Below are 16360 nucleotides of genomic sequence, written 5' to 3'. Positions count from 1 at the left end.
AGCCCTACTCGAGCTTCTTACTTCGCTCTTTCGTCTCTTGTCTTTTCTTACAACTTTCTCTCGGCTTTTGGGTAAAACCCTTGAGCGTTGTATGGTTAAGCCTCTCGGGCAATTAGTACGGGTTAGCTCAATGTATCACTACACTTACACACCCCGCCTATCTACGTCTTCGTCTTAAACAACCCTTACACACTCTAAGTGTGGGAAAACTCATCTCAAGGCAAGTTTCGTGCTTAGATGCTTTCAGCACTTATCTCTCCCGCACATAGCTACCCCGCAATGCTTCTGGCGAAACAACGGGAACACCAGCGGTGCGTCCACTCCGGTCCTCTCGTACTAGGAGCAGCCCCTTTCAATTTTCCAACGCCCACGGCAGATAGGGACCGAACTGTCTCACGACGTTCTAAACCCAGCTCGCGTACCACTTTAAATGGCGAACAGCCATACCCTTGGGACCTACTTCAGCCCCAGGATGTGATGAGCCGACATCGAGGTGCCAAACACCGCCGTCGATATGAACTCTTGGGCGGTATCAGCCTGTTATCCCCGGAGTACCTTTTATCCGTTGAGCGATGGCCCTTCCATTCAGAACCACCGGATCACTATGACCTGCTTTCGCACCTGCTCGACATGTCCGTCTCGCAGTCAAGCTTGCTTATACCATTGTACTAACCTCACGATGTCCGACCGTGATTAGCAAACCTTCGTACTCCTCCGTTACGCTTTGGGAGGAGACCGCCCCAGTCAAACTACCCACCAGACACTGTCCACGACCGCGTGCCGCAGTCTGTGTTAGAACATCAAACCTTAAAGGGTGGTATTTCAACAACGACTCCATATTAACTGGCGTTAATACTTCTCTGTCTCCCACCTATCCTACACATCAAAATTCAATGTTCAGTGTCAAGCTATAGTAAAGGTTCACGGGGTCTTTCCGTCTAGCCGCGGGTACACCGCATCTTCACGGCGATTTCAATTTCACTGAGTCTCGGGTGGAGACAGCCTGGCCATCATTACGCCATTCGTGCAGGTCGGAACTTACCCGACAAGGAATTTCGCTACCTTAGGACCGTTATAGTTACGGCCGCCGTTTACTGGGGCTTCGATCAAATGCTCTCACATCATCAATTAACCTTCCAGCACCGGGCAGGCGTCACACCCTATACGTCCACTTTCGTGTTTGCAGAGTGCTGTGTTTTTAATAAACAGTTGCAGCCAGCTGGTCACTTCGACTGACTTCACCTCTATCCGTTAAGGACTTCAATTACCGTCAGCGCACCTTCTCCCGAAGTTACGGTGCTATTTTGCCTAGTTCCTTCACCCGAGTTCTCTCAAGCGCCTGAGTATTCTCTACCTGACCACCTGTGTCGGTTTTCAGTACGGTTTATGATAAGATAAGCTTAGCGGCTTTTCCTGGAAGTGTGGTATCGGTTACTTCGACTCCGTGGAGTCTCCCCGTCACGCCTCTGATTTAGATGACCGGATTTGCCTAATCATCCATCCTACACGCTTGGACCGGGACTTCCGTCACCCGGATAACCTAACCTGCTCCGTCCCCACATCGCTCTTATCACAAGTACGGGAATATTAACCCGTTTCCCATCGACTACGCTCTTCAGCCTCGCCTTAGGGGCCGACTCACCCTGCCCCGATTAACGTTGGACAGGAACCCTTGGTCTTCCGGCGAGGGGGTTTTTCACCCCCTTTATCGTTACTTATGTCAGCATTCGCACTTGTGATACGTCCAGCAGCCCTCTCGAGCCACCTTCTTCCGCTTACACAACGCTCCCCTACCCAATCAGATGACAGACTTCAGACGTCAGGTTTCGGTGTTTTACCAAAACCTTGTAACATCTTCGCAATTTCTTCGTATTCATTACGCCATCTTTGCCAATCTTGTCCATCTGCATATTTCAAGTCATAACAGTATCTTAACCAAACTCGCATTTCATCAGCACTGCCTATTGCCATGCTAAGAAATCGATTTAAATCCGCTTTAGTACGTTGCCTTGCAAAACCTTCGGCTAAATTTGCACAAATGCTTTTGCTTGCCCGTCTAACTTGGTCTCCTAACGCATATTGCTCTATCTTAGGAAAATCCAAGCTCGCTTGATGAATTTCCAACGACACTTTATAAGCGCGTTGAAACACCTTCAAATCTTCAAACTTGATTGCCATACTGTCTCCTGACATCTGAAATCTGTCATCTGAATGCCGCAGCTTCGGTGCTATGTTTTAGCCCCGTTACATCTTCCGCGCAGGCCGACTCGACTAGTGAGCTATTACGCTTTCTTTAAATGATGGCTGCTTCTAAGCCAACATCCTAGCTGTCTAAGCCTTCCCACTTCGTTTCCCACTTAACATAGACTTTGGGACCTTAGCTGGCGGTCTGGGTTGTTTCCCTCTTCACGACGAACGTTAGCACCCGCCGTGTGTCTCCTAGATAGTACTCTTCGGTATTCGCAGTTTGCATCGGGTTGGTAAGTCGGGATGACCCCCTAGCCGAAACAGTGCTCTACCCCCGAAGGTATTCATCTAAGGCTCTACCTAAATAGATTTCGGGGAGAACCAGCTATCTCCCGGTTTGATTGGCCTTTCACCCCCAGCCACAAGTCATCCGCTACTTTTTCAACAGTAGTCGGTTCGGTCCTCCAGTTAGTGTTACCCAACCTTCAACCTGCCCATGGCTAGATCACCGGGTTTCGGGTCTATATCGTGCAACTCTTCGCCCAGTTAAGACTCGGTTTCCCTTCGGCTCCCCTATTCGGTTAACCTCGCTACACAATATAAGTCGCTGACCCATTATACAAAAGGTACGCAGTCACCCTATCCTCAAGCATACTGCTTTCGGATTGCCGTTTTACTTCGTAAAACGCCCCTTTCACACGCCGATTAATCATCAGTTTCCTGATTGATTTTGGGGTTGACCGTTTTGCTTCGCAAAACGTTAACCGCATTTCAACGTTTTCTATACCACTCTCAATACACTTGAGTGATAGGGCTCCCACTGCTTGTACGTACAGGGTTTCAGGTTCTATTTCACTCCCTTCACCAGGGTTCTTTTCGCCTTTCCCTCACGGTACTGGTTCACTATCGGTCAGTCAGGAGTATTTAGCCTTGGAGGATGGTCCCCCCATCTTCAAACAGGATTTCTCGTGTCCCGCCCTACTTGCTGTTAGCTTAGTACCGTAACTGTGCCTTCGGATACGGGATTATCACCCTCTGCGATTGAGCTTCCCAACTCATTCTCCTAACTCACTTACTATCACTAACGGCTTCTCCGTGTTCGCTCGCCGCTACTTACGGAATCTCAATTGATTTCTTTTCCTCGGGGTACTGAGATGTTTCAGTTCTCCCGGTTCGCCTTGTTAACCTATGGATTCAGTTAACAATAGTAGATTCTTCATCTACTGGGTTTCCCCATTCGGATATCGTGGAGTATTAACGCTTCTTATCAACTCCTCCACGCTTTTCGCAGATTAGCACGTCCTTCTTCGCCTCTGACTGCCTAGGCATCCACCCTGCACGCTTAGTCACTTAACCATACAACCTCAAGAATTTTCAGACCGCACTTTCATTTCAACTAACCACTTTCGTGCCCGTTTCGTTCAGTCCGCTTTCCATTCCCAAAGCCGTCTTCCATTGACTCGTGCGTAAGTTTCCCTACGCTGACCTGCTCAGTGCCTTTTCTCACCAAACAAGCCCAATTCGATTCTCGATTGCTCGATTTTCGAATACTCAGCTCTTACGTCCTCTCGAACGCTTGAGTTCTCTTCAGTTTTTAGCTTGTGTCCAAATTTTTAAAGAACAAATCGGTTTTCACCGATACGATTCAAAAATATCGTGTTATGGCGTCCCCACGGGGATTCGAACCCCGGTTACCGCCGTGAAAGGGCGATGTCCTAGGCCTCTAGACGATGGGGACCGCGACCATAACACGTTATTCTCAAATCTATCAAACAATCTGTGTGAACACCTATACAAAATCATCAGTCATATATAAGGAGGTGATCCAACCGCAGGTTCCCCTACGGTTACCTTGTTACGACTTCACCCCAGTCATGAATCATACCGTGGTAAACGCCCCCCTTCCGGTTAAGCTATCTACTTCTGGTACAACCCACTCCCATGGTGTGACGGGCGGTGTGTACAAGGCCCGGGAACGTATTCACCGCAACATTCTGATTTGCGATTACTAGCGATTCCGACTTCATGGAGTCGAGTTGCAGACTCCAATCCGGACTACGACGCACTTTAAGAGATTCGCTTAAGCTCGCACTCTCGCCTCCCTCTGTATACGCCATTGTAGCACGTGTGTAGCCCTACTCGTAAGGGCCATGATGACTTGACGTCATCCCCACCTTCCTCCGGTTTGTCACCGGCAGTCTCCTTTGAGTTCCCATCTTTACATGCTGGCAACAAAGGATAAGGGTTGCGCTCGTTGCGGGACTTAACCCAACATTTCACAACACGAGCTGACGACAGCCATGCAGCACCTGTCTCTAAGTTCCCGAAGGCACAAGCTCATCTCTGAGCTCTTCTTAGGATGTCAAGAGTAGGTAAGGTTCTTCGCGTTGCATCGAATTAAACCACATGCTCCACCGCTTGTGCGGGCCCCCGTCAATTCATTTGAGTTTTAACCTTGCGGCCGTACTCCCCAGGCGGTCGATTTAACGCGTTAGCTTCGAGAGCCACCCATACAGGCAACCCCCAAATCGACATCGTTTACAGCGTGGACTACCAGGGTATCTAATCCTGTTTGCTCCCCACGCTTTCGCACATGAGCGTCAGTCTTTGTCCAAGGGGCCGCCTTCGCCTCCGGTATTCCTCCACATCTCTACGCATTTCACCGCTACACGTGGAATTCTACCCCTCTCTACAAAACTCTAGATAAACAGTATGAAATGCTGTTCCCAAGTTAAGCTCGGGGATTTCACATCTCACTTATCTATCCGCCTGCGTGCCCTTTACGCCCAGTTATTCCGATTAACGCTCGCACCCTCCGTATTACCGCGGCTGCTGGCACGGAGTTAGCCGGTGCTTCTTCTGTGACTAACGTCAATTGCTCTGTCTATTAAACAAAACACCTTCCTCATCACCGAAAGAACTTTACAACCCGAAGGCCTTCTTCATTCACGCGGCATGGCTGCGTCAGGGTTCCCCCCATTGCGCAATATTCCCCACTGCTGCCTCCCGTAGGAGTCTGGGCCGTGTCTCAGTCCCAGTGTGACTGGTCATCCTCTCAGACCAGTTAGAGATCGACGGCTTGGTGAGCCTTTACCTCACCAACTACCTAATCTCACTTGGGCTCATCTTATGGCGGGCGGCTCGAAAGTCCCACCCTTTAGTCCTAAGACATTACGCGGTATTAGCTACAGTTTCCCGTAGTTATCCCCCTCCATAAGCCAGATTCCCAAGCATTACTCACCCGTCCGCCGCTCGTCGGCAAGAGAGCAAGCTCTCCCCCGTTACCGCTCGACTTGCATGTGTTAAGCCTGCCGCCAGCGTTCAATCTGAGCCATGATCAAACTCTTCAATTCAAGTTCAATCGCTCAACGAATTTCTGACTATAATGTTGAAACCACAAAAGTTTCAATTATGAATTTACTATCAGCACTCATTAAGACTTTAGTTTTTTAAATCTTTAAATTACCAATGCCTTGCACAAGTGCCCACACAGATTGTCTGATATATTGTTAAAGAACAGTTTCCTTCTTTTCAAGGAAAGGATTGTCATTCTACACAATCCCATTTTTTCGTCAAGCGATTTTTAAACTAACCGCTTCACTTTCACCGACTTGCCACGCCGTTTTGCGTTGTCGCCGTCAGTGGAAGCGCATTATAGGGCGGCAAAATTTTTTGGCAAGATCTTTTTTAAAAAAAGATCATTATTTTTGCGGAAAAAAGAGCGATTGCTAGTTTCTTAAGCGAAATGCCGATTTAACCGGCATTTTAGACGTAAAACTTTAGTATTAGTCCGGTTGGTTTGTATCTACCTGTTGCCATTCGCTGAAACCGTAACGTTGCATCATGCTTTGGAAGCCGAAAATATGGTTAATCGCTGCGGTAGAAAAAATCAGTTTTTTTGCGCTTGGTAATTCGCTACTTTCTACTTGATATAATTGTTTTTCCTGCAATAGCTGTTTAACCCGTTTTGCTACCGCCTTGCTGGAATCAACAAAATATTTCACTTGCGGCAGACAGAGTTTCAGTTCATTTTCCAGTAATGGAAAATGGGTGCAACCCCAAATGACCGTATCCAACGTTTTCAACTCAACCCAAGGCTTGACAATATTGTGCAACCGTCCCAAATCCACCGAATCGCCGCGCATTTTCTTTTCTGCAAGTTCGACTAATTCGGTTGTTCCGATTTTCTCGACAACACAATCGACAGCATAATTTTGGATTAATTCTTCGGTATAAGCCCGTTTTACCGTACCTTTGGTTGCCAACAAGCCGATATGTTTGGTTTGTGACACCTGTGCCGCCGGTTTGATTGCCGGTACAGTACCGACGATTTCGATATGCTGCGGCAGCTGCTCTCTCAATGTCGGCAATACCACCGTACTCGCGGTATTACAGGCGATAACCACCAGATCAATCGGATACTGTGCGACTAACTTTTGACAAACGAGCAAAGTGCGGTCGATAATCTGCCGTTCGCTTTTTTCCGAGTAAGGAAAAAAGGCATTATCCAAGCAATAGAGGTAATGGCAATTCGGCAATAATGCCTGTATTTCAGCATAGACCGTCAAGCCGCCGACACCGGAATCAAACACCAAAACAGTCGGTAATGGATTATTTTTCTTCATCATAAATAGCCAAAATCATCTAAAAACAATTCGCTGACAAGTAACCAGCTGTCTTGCATTGAAAAAACAGAGCGCCTAGCCGCTAATCCGTCCATTTTACTCCATTCCAACTCGCCGCGTACGAATTTTTGTTCGAATAAAAATTCACCTAACGGTTTGTCGCCTAGCGCCAATAACGGCGGGAATTGTATACAAAGCTGTTCGGGAATAACGGTGCGGGCAAAGAGCCAAGGTTGTTGATCGCCATATAAAAAGACTTCACGCAACCAATAGCGTTGATTTTTCGCTAAAACCGCACTTTCATTACTGAACAGCTCGTTTTGCCAACCTTGGTGTAACAACTCGACTTGAAACAGCTTACAGTGCCGTTTTAGTTTTGCGGTTAACGATTCCGCACACAACAACCACTCTTGTTCCGTCGCCGAAAGTGCGGTTGCGCCCTGTTGCCAAACCGCACTTTGCAACCAAGTGCGGTAACCCGGAATTATTTTCTGCTTAGGCATTGCTGTACATTGTCCGTTGATCAAGCCAGCGTTGAATCAAGCCGTCCACACAACTCGGATAGCGTTCAATAAGTTGGCGTGCGTTGTGTTGTACCAAGGGGATCAACTTGCGATCACGCAGCAAATTAGCAATTTTAAATTCGGCAATACCGGTCTGTTTTGTGCCCAACACTTCGCCCGGCCCGCGAATTTGCAGATCTTTTTCCGCAATCACAAAACCGTCCTGGCTGTCGCGCAATACTTGCAAACGCTGGCGCGAGACCTTGCCGAGCGGGGGTTTGTACATCAGCACGCAATAAGAATCAATGCTGCCGCGCCCGACCCGCCCGCGCAGTTGGTGCAATTGCGATAAGCCCAAGCGTTCGGCATTTTCGATAATCATCAAACTGGCATTCGGTACGTCAACCCCGACTTCAATCACCGTCGTCGCCACCAACAAATCCAATTCCGCTTGTTTGAATTGCTGCATAACCATCTGTTTTTCTTGTGCTTTCATACGCCCATGCACCAAGCCGATGGCGAGATTCGGCAGCGCCCGTTGCAGATCCTGCATGATCGCTTCGGCGGCTTGCGCTTCCAGCACTTCCGATTCTTCAATCAGGGTACAGACCCAATACGCCTGCCGTTTTTCATTGTTACACGCCTGATTAACCCGTTGCACGATTTCATCGCGCCGCTCTTCGGAAATCACAATGGTTTGAATCGGGGTGCGTCCCGGCGGCAATTCATCGATAATCGAGGTATCCAAATCGGCATACACCGTCATCGCCAACGTGCGCGGAATCGGCGTTGCGGTCATAATCAGTTGGTGTGGATAAAATGCATTTTTCAGCCCTTTTTCGCGCAACATCAGCCGTTGATGTACGCCAAAACGGTGCTGTTCATCGATAATCACCAATGATAAATTGGCAAATTCGACATCTTCTTGAAACAGCGCGTGCGTGCCGACAATCATCTTCGCCTGACCGCACTTGATCTGATCCAACGCTGTTTGGCGCGCTTTGCCTTTCACTTTGCCGGCAAGCCAGCCGATTTCAATTCCCAACGGCTCAAACCAACGGCGGAAATTCTGTGCGTGCTGTTCGGCTAAGATTTCAGTCGGTGCCATCAGTGCCGCCTGCTTGCCTTGCCCGATTGCCGTCAACGCCGCCAATGCCGCAACCAACGTTTTGCCTGAACCGACATCCCCTTGCACCAAGCGCATCATCGGCTCGTTTTTTGCCATATCTTGCTGAATTTCTGCCGCCACACGCTGTTGTGCTTTGGTCGGCCGAAACGGCAGTTGTGCCAGAAAAAGTGCGGTCAAGTGCGGATCAACCGTTAAACTTTCCGCATTCAAGCGTTTGGTTTCGACCCGACTTTGCTGGATTGCCAAATTATGCGCCAATAATTCTTCATAAATCAGCCGCTGTTGTGCCGGGTGCTTGCCTTGTTCCAATTGTTCGAAAGAAATATTCGGCGGCGGACGGTGCAGGCAAGTCAGCGCCTCTTTCAGGCTGATACGGTGCGGATTAAACTCCAGCGGCAGCAGTTCGTTCACCGGTGTGCCGTGCAATAATTTCAATGCCTGCTCGGTTAGATTGCGCAGTGCTGTTTGGCGCAAGCCGTCGGTGGTCGGATAAATCGGCGTGAGGTTTTCTTCTAAAACAACCGGCTGATCGTTGCGAATAATTTGATATTGCGGGTGATGGATTTCCGCCATAAAGCGCCCACGCTTAATCTCGCCAAAGGCTTTCACCCGTGTACCGGCTTGCAGGCTGTTTTTCATGCCGGCATTGAAATTGAAAAAGCGCAAACCGATTTTGCTGTTGCCGTCCGACAACGTGACGGTTAAAATCGGACGTTTGCCGAAAGTCACTTCCGCTGTTTGCACCACGCCCTCAATCGTGGCGTATTGATCGGCGCGAATTTGACTGAGCGGGGTAATGCGCGTGCGGTCTTCATAACGGCTCGGCAGGTGAAACAGCAGATCCTGCACATTGTTAATATTGATTTTAGCGAGCTTTGCCGCCACCGCCGCGCCCACTCCGGTAAGTGCGGTCAGCGGAATCGCATCTAGCAACTGCTCTTTCATTATTCAACTCAGGTTATTCGTTGATATTACGCACAATCTCAATCACGCCGGAAACCGCACTTAGCTTTTTCATCACGCCGTTCAGTTGTTGTACGTTGTGAGTTGAGATCAAAAGAGTGACGACATACACCCGCCCCTCTTTTTCTTCGGTGACAATGCTTTTAATATTGCTGCCGGTTGCCGCGATTGCCGAGGTCAGATTCGCTAGAATCCCCTGCTTGTTCACCATTTCAATCCGCAATTCGGCATCGAATTCGGCGGTGTTTTCACTCTTTTCCCACTCAACCGACGTGAAATGCTCCGGTTGGTTTTGACTTTCCCGCACAATATTGGAACAAGACGCATGGTGTACCACCAAGCCCTTGCCCGGGCTGACAAATGCAATAACCGGGTCGCCCGGTACCGGGTGGCAACATTTGGCGCAGCTGATCAGCAAGCCTTCCGCACCTTTGATAATCAAGTTATTAGAATCTTTGTGGTTATTCGGAATGCCGTCAGTATCAATCGCAATTTTTTCACCCAGCAAACTGTGCGCAATGACCGCGCTCATTTGATTGCCCAAGCCGATTTCCGCCAACAGATCGTCAAAATCGCTCAGTTTTAACTCGGTCAATAAATGTTGCAAGCGTTGCTGATCAATATCTTCCAATTTGTACGGCGAAAGTGAATGAATCAGTTGGCGTTTGCCTAAAATAACCGATTCGTCGCGGCGTAAACTTTTCAGGGTTTGGCGGATTTTAGAACGCGCTTTGGCCGTCACCACAAAATTGAGCCAACCCGCACTTGGGCGTGCCGACGGCGCGGTGATCACTTCCACCGTTTGCCCGCTTTCCAACGGTTGCGATAACGGATACGGCACGCGATCGACCCGTGCGCCGATACAGGTTTGTCCGATGTCGGAATGCACCGCATAGGCAAAGTCAATCGCGGTTGCGCCGGTTGGTAATTCGACGATCCGCCCTTTCGGGGTGAAGACATAGATTTCGTCCGGGAACATATCGGATTTCACGCTTTCGATAAATTCCAACGAGTTGCCCGAACTTTGCTGCAACTCTATCAGGCTTTGCAGCCAGCGTTGCGCACGGATTTGTGCGGTGGTATTTTTGACTTCGCTGCCTTGCTTATACGCCCAGTGCGCCGCCACCCCCATTTCCGCCATTTGATCCATATCTTCGGTACGGATCTGCACTTCGACCGGCACGCCGTGCGGCCCGATCATCGAGGTGTGCAGCGATTGATAGCCGTTGGCTTTGGGAATGGCGATGTAATCTTTCACCCGCCCGGGACGCGGTTTATACAATCCGTGCATTTGCCCCAGCACGCGGTAGCAGGTATCGACATCATCGACGATTGCCCGAAAGGCGTAAATATCCATAATCGAATGGAAACGCTGCTCTTTTAAACGCATTTTTTGGTAGATCGAATACAGATGTTTTTCTCGACCAAATACGCGTGAATGGATACCGGCATCGTCCAACCGCCCTTTGATTTCATCGGCAATGCGCTGAATCATCTCTTTGCGGTTGCCGCGCGCGGCTTGGATCACTTTTTGCAACACTTGGTAACGGTTTGGGTGCAAGGCTTCAAAGCCTAAATCCTCCAATTCGTTTTTGATATGCTCAATCCCCAAACGGTGTGCCAACGGGCTGTAAATTTCCAACGTTTCTTTAGCGATACGCCGGCGTTTGTCCGGGCGCAACGAACCTAGGGTGCGCATATTGTGGGTGCGGTCTGCCAGCTTAATCAACACCACCCGAATATCTTTGGTCATCGCCAAAATCATCTTGCGGAAATTCTCGGTTTCCGCCTCTTTGCGTGTCCTGAATTTTAATTTATCCAGTTTCGACACGCCCTCGACGATCTCGGCGACGCTCTGCCCAAAGGCTTCGGTCAGCTGTTGTTCGGTGTAAGGGGTATCTTCGATCACGTCGTGTAACAACGCCGCCATCACCGCTTCGTGATCCAGTTTCATCTCGGCGATAATCGACGCCACCGCCACCGGGTGGGTGATATACGGCTCGCCGCTGGAACGGGTTACGCCTTCGTGGGCATCACGGGCGATCACATAGGCTTGCTTCACCAGTTCGATCTGTTCCGGTGGCAAATAGCCTTGAATAATCCGGTTTAGGCTCTCGAATAGATACAAATCACACCTGCCTTATTAGAAATATCGGCTTATGCCTGTTCTTCAGCAGACAACAGGGAAACGGCATGAATTTCCGCGGTTTCTTGTTCTAATTGTTCGTAACGCTCTTGTTTATCCATAATCTCGTTGTTGATTAAGCCTTTTTCGATTTCACGCAACGCAATCACGGTCGGTTTATCGTTTTCCGGCTCAACCAGCGGCTCGCGCGCATTGGATTGCAGTTGGCGCGCACGACGGGACGCGGTTAAAATTAAATCAAAACGGTTACCGATTTTCTCTACCGCATCTTGCACAGTTACTCGTGCCATAGTTTTTCTCCACTCAATTCAGTATAGGGTCTGTTGTTATAAAAACGGTATATGATACTAAAATTAGCGTTATTTCGCCAGTAATTGCTGAAGTAATCGCTGCCGATTTTGCTGCTGTGCCGCCAACGTAACGCGATTTGCCAACAACACCGCTTGCAGTTCTGCCAGCGATTGTTCGAAATTATCATTGATAATCACATAGTCATATTCAGCATAATGTTCCATTTCACTGATCGCTTTCGCCATACGCGAGGCGATCACCTTCGCCGAATCCTGCCCGCGTCCGATTAAGCGCCGTTCCAATTCTTGCAGCGACGGCGGCAAAATAAAAATACTTTTGCAATTCGGCATTTTCAACCGCACTTGCTGCGCGCCCTGCCAGTCGATGTCCAAAAAGACATCGATTCCCTGCGCCAAACTCTGTTCAATCATCGGAATCGAGGTGCCGTAATAATTACCGAATACCTTGGCATATTCCAAAAACAGCCCTTGTGCGATTAAGTCTTCAAATTCCGCCACCGTACTGAAATAATAATGCACGCCGTGCTCTTCGCCGGGACGCGGTTGGCGCGTGGTGTGTGAAATCGAAACTTGCGCCTTGTTTGCGCGTTGTTTTAATGCTATCTGTTCTAGTAATGCCGCAATCAGCGAGGATTTGCCCGCCCCACTCGGCGCGGAAACAATATAGAGTTGACCTTGTTGCATAATTTTCCTTGTTGCTGGTTATCGCTTGATTATGTCGTAAAATGCAAAAAAAAGCAGTCGGAAAATACATTGTTTAGCAAGAAAATAGACAAGTGCGGTTCAAATAAACCGCACTTTGGTAAAATACGGCTAAATTACAACACCTGCCGTTGCAATTGCCCGATAATTTGCGGGTTTTCCAGCGTAGAAATATCTTGGGTGATCATTTCGTTTTTGGCAATCGAGCGCAGCAAACGGCGCATGATTTTGCCAGAACGGGTTTTCGGCAAGTTTTCGGCGAAACGAATATCCTCCGGACGCGCAATTTTACCGATTTCTTTCGATACCCACTGTTTCAACTCATCGGCCAGGGCTTTGGCTTCCTCGCCGTCCGGCAGCGGCGTGTTCAACACCACAAACGCCACCACCGCCTCGCCTTTTATTTCATCCGGTTTGCCGACTACCGCCGCTTCCGCTACCTGCGGATTGGCGACCAGTGCCGATTCGATTTCCATGGTGCCGAGACGGTGTCCGGAAACGTTCAGTACATCGTCGGTACGTCCTAAAATCCAGAAATAACCGTCTTCATCGCGGTGGGCGGAATCGCCGGCAACATAATATTTGCCGCCGAGTTCCTCCGGAAAATAGGTGGCTTGATAACGGGCGTCATCATTCCAAATCGTACGCAACATTGATGGAAACGGACGCTTAATCACCAACATTCCGCCGCTTTGATCGCGAATTTTCTGCCCCTGTTCATCCACCACATCCGCCATGATCCCCGGCAACGGCAAGGTACAGGAACCCGGTTTCATCGAATTGATCCCCGGCAGCGGCGACAACATGATCGAACCGGTTTCGGTTTGCCACCAGGTATCGACAATCGGACAGCGTTCTTTACCAATCACATCGTACAGCCACATCCACGCCGACGGGTTGATCGGTTCGCCGACACTGCCCAACAGTCGCAACGAAGAGAGATCGTATTTGTTCGGAATCCGCTCGCCAACGCGGGTCAAAGAGCGGATCAAGGTCGGCGAAGTATAAAACACGCTAATTTTATGCCGTTGAATGGTACGCCAAATCCGCCCCGGATCAGGATAACTCGGCACGCCCTCATAAATCACCTGAGTTGCGCCGTTCGCCAACGGTCCGTAACAGACGTAAGAGTGTCCGGTGATCCAACCCACATCGGCGGTGCACCAATAAATATCCTCCGGCTTGTTATCAAACACATTGCGGAAAGTATTGAGCGCACCTAACAAATAGCCTGCCGTGCTATGCACAATCCCTTTCGGTTTGCCGGTCGAACCGGAGGTATACAAGATAAACAGCGGATCTTCCGAGTTCATCCACTCCGGTTCGCAAAAATCCGGTTGGTGTTTTGATAATTCATGCCACCAGAGATCGCGCCCGTTTTGCCACGGCGTATCGATATTCAAACGGTAATAGACCACCACGTTTTGTATGGTCGGACAGCCCATCTCCAGCGCTTCGTCCACCGTTTCTTTCAACGGAATAATCTTGCCGCCGCGCAAACCGCCGTTAGCCGTGATCACCAATTTGGCTTCGGCGTCTTCAATCCGATCGCGTAAGGCGCCGGCGGAAAACCCGCCGAACACCACCGAATGAATCGCACCGATACGCGCGCAGGCTTGCATTGCAATCACCGCTTCGACAATCATCGGCATATAAATCACCACCCGATCGCCCTTGCCAATGCCCAGTTCGCGCAACGCATTGCCGAAACGGCACACCCGATTATGCAATTGGCTGTAGCTAAACGTGTTGACCTGCCCGAAATCGGACTCGAAGATCAGAGCGGTTTTGTTGCCTTTATCCGGCAAATGGCGATCAAGACAGTTATAGGAGGCATTGAGTTTACCGTCCGGGAACCATTTGTAAAACGGCGCGTTGCTGTCGTCGAAAATAGTCATAAACGGCTTTTTCCAACTGATTAATTCGCGCGCTAAATCCGCCCAATATTGTAGATAATCTTTGTCGGCGAATTCCCACAGCGCCTGATACCCTTCCAACTGCCCGATATTGGCGGCTTGACGGAAATCATCACTCGGTTTGAAAATGCGGTTCTCTCTTAATACGGAATCAAGGTGTTGCATATCGGCGTTCCTCTTAACGAAGTTACAGGAAGCGAAAGAAAGCAAACGATCGCTATATATATAAAATCAGCTACCGTTTACCCTATATTAAGTTAAAAAAATGAGCAAGAGTTGTTAACGATTTGTTTCAAGACTTGGATCACAAAATAGAGGAATTTATCGCGGTATCGTATGCAAAATGATACCTTGATCACAAATAAAACGGCATGGGGGTTGACTGATCGCCATGCCGAATTCCGATTAAACCATGCCGATACTCGCCAAGCCAATAACGGTGATTAACGAAACAGTAGGAATGATTAAAGACACCATCGCAATATCAAAGTAGCTCTGGCGGTGACTCATTCCGGTTATCACTAATAGGGTTAATACTGCCCCGTTATGCGGCAAGGTATCCAATCCGCCGGAAGCAATGGCGGCAACACGGTGAAAATGTTCAATATTCAAGCCTTGTACCATTGCCAATTCATAATATTTTTGTCCCAAGCTTTCCAATGCAATGCCCATGCCTCCGCTAGCGGAACCGGTTGCGCCGGCAAGTGCGGTGACGGATATGGCTTCTGAAATAAGCGGCGAACCTTTGATCGTTAACAGAAAATCGGATAGCAACGCAAATCCGGGAACGGCTTTCACCACCGTGCCGAAACCAACCGCAGCCGAAGTATTCACGATTGCCAATACCGAGCCGTTTGCCCCATCATTAATCGCTTTGATAAACGTTTTATAGCGCGGCACACTCAGCACTAAAATCAGCATGATCCCGATCAGCAAAGCAATGATAATCGACAGTTTGGTCACATTCAGCGCCACAACAACGGAAACCAGCGGCAACATAGAAAACCAGAAATTCGGGTTTTTATTTTCAATCGGCGCCATTGCCTTTTCTGTTTCTGTCTGTCCCGCGGCGTTTTCCAAACGCTCTTCATCTCCGGTTTGCACGGGTTGTTTCGCTTCAAGCTCGGTAAATACTTGCCCTTTGGCGCGAAGTGCGGTTTCACGATAAACTAACCAATAATACCCTAATACCGCCATAATCAAGGCGGAAACGATCCCCATCAACGGCGCTGCCGCCGGGGTGGTATGAAAATAGTTGGTCGGGATTAAATTTTGAATTTGCGGCGTGCCGGGAATAGCCGTCATGGTATAGGTGAACGCCCCCAGCGCAATCGTGCCCGGCAAGAGACGGCGGGAAATATTCGCCTGACGGAACAGCGACACACCGAGCGGATAGACGGCAAAAACCACCACGAACAGGCTTACGCCGCCATAAGTTAAAATCGAGCAGGCGACAACGACGGCTAAAATCGCCCGTTTTGCCCCAAGCCATCGGCTGATCGTTTCGGCAATCGCGTTCGCCATTGCAGTGACTTCCATCAGCTTGCCGAAAATAGCGCCCAACATAAAAATCGGAAACCAAGTTTTGGCAAAACCGACGAAACCGCTCATATAATCACCGGTATAGGCGGTCAATAAATCCAAGCCGCCAAACAACGCAACGACGCCGGCGGCTATCGGCGCGACCCAAATAATCGACCAACCGAGAAAAGCTAAAACAATAATGATAGTAAGACCAAGCAAAATACCCAGCATATTACTTCTCCTATAAATGAATCGATTCTTGGCGCTAAACGCAGCAAACCGACTGCATATTGCAACATTTTGTGGGGTCAAAAAAAGCGGGTTCCGTCCTTGAAACCTGCTTTTGATCCGTCC

At 49.1% G+C, this 16360-nt stretch carries 8 protein-coding genes, 1 tRNA gene and 2 rRNA genes; all 11 read right to left on the bottom strand.

Translation table 11 applies throughout. The features are described 5' to 3' along the window. Nucleotides 1-91: 91 nt before the first annotated feature. A 23S ribosomal RNA gene (locus tag ACWA50_RS06235) occupies nucleotides 92-3543 on the bottom strand. Nucleotides 3544-3849: 306 nt separating this feature from the next. Next, nucleotides 3850-3925: transfer RNA gene (locus ACWA50_RS06230), tRNA-Glu, on the bottom strand. 75 nt (nucleotides 3926-4000) lie between these two features. Then, nucleotides 4001-5540 (bottom strand): 16S ribosomal RNA (locus ACWA50_RS06225). Together the 16S and 23S rRNA genes with 1 tRNA gene alongside form the textbook arrangement of a ribosomal RNA operon. A gap of 432 nt (nucleotides 5541-5972) precedes the next feature. Beyond that, a complete protein-coding gene (gene murI, locus ACWA50_RS06220; protein ID WP_431050798.1) occupies nucleotides 5973-6815 on the bottom strand; it encodes a glutamate racemase in 843 nt (280 codons plus the stop codon). Beyond that, the gene (locus tag ACWA50_RS06215; RefSeq protein WP_431050796.1) at nucleotides 6812-7315 is read right to left on the bottom strand and encodes a chorismate--pyruvate lyase family protein; all 504 of its coding nucleotides are present in this window, start codon (nucleotides 7313-7315) and stop codon (nucleotides 6812-6814) included. The genes murI and ACWA50_RS06215 overlap by 4 nt, the downstream gene beginning before the upstream one ends. Next, nucleotides 7308-9389, bottom strand: a complete 2082-nt coding sequence (gene recG / locus ACWA50_RS06210; protein WP_431050794.1) for an ATP-dependent DNA helicase RecG — start codon at nucleotides 9387-9389, stop codon at nucleotides 7308-7310. Before recG ends, ACWA50_RS06215 begins: the two co-directional genes overlap by 8 nt. A 13-nt stretch (nucleotides 9390-9402) precedes the next feature. Continuing rightward, nucleotides 9403-11535, bottom strand: a complete 2133-nt coding sequence (gene spoT / locus ACWA50_RS06205; RefSeq protein WP_431050792.1) for a bifunctional GTP diphosphokinase/guanosine-3',5'-bis pyrophosphate 3'-pyrophosphohydrolase — start codon at nucleotides 11533-11535, stop codon at nucleotides 9403-9405. Nucleotides 11536-11564: 29 nt separating this feature from the next. Next, complete coding sequence (gene rpoZ, locus ACWA50_RS06200; RefSeq protein ID WP_431050790.1) at nucleotides 11565-11843, bottom strand: DNA-directed RNA polymerase subunit omega; 279 nt, start codon at nucleotides 11841-11843, stop codon at nucleotides 11565-11567. A gap of 69 nt (nucleotides 11844-11912) precedes the next feature. Beyond that, nucleotides 11913-12548, bottom strand: a complete 636-nt coding sequence (gene gmk / locus ACWA50_RS06195; protein WP_431050788.1) for a guanylate kinase — start codon at nucleotides 12546-12548, stop codon at nucleotides 11913-11915. A gap of 134 nt (nucleotides 12549-12682) precedes the next feature. Continuing rightward, the gene (gene acs, locus ACWA50_RS06190; protein WP_431050786.1) at nucleotides 12683-14647 is read right to left on the bottom strand and encodes an acetate--CoA ligase; all 1965 of its coding nucleotides are present in this window, start codon (nucleotides 14645-14647) and stop codon (nucleotides 12683-12685) included. Between the two features lie 240 nt (nucleotides 14648-14887). Then, nucleotides 14888-16237 carry a GntP family permease gene (locus tag ACWA50_RS06185; RefSeq protein ID WP_431050784.1) on the bottom strand — a complete coding sequence of 450 codons (1350 nt, stop codon included), beginning with the start codon at nucleotides 16235-16237 and terminating at the stop codon, nucleotides 14888-14890. Nucleotides 16238-16360 lie beyond the last annotated feature (123 nt).

This window comes from Testudinibacter sp. P17/SS/0325, assembly GCF_053570765.1.
Note: the sequence above shows the minus strand (reverse complement) of the source record. Positions and strands in the feature narration are given on the sequence as shown.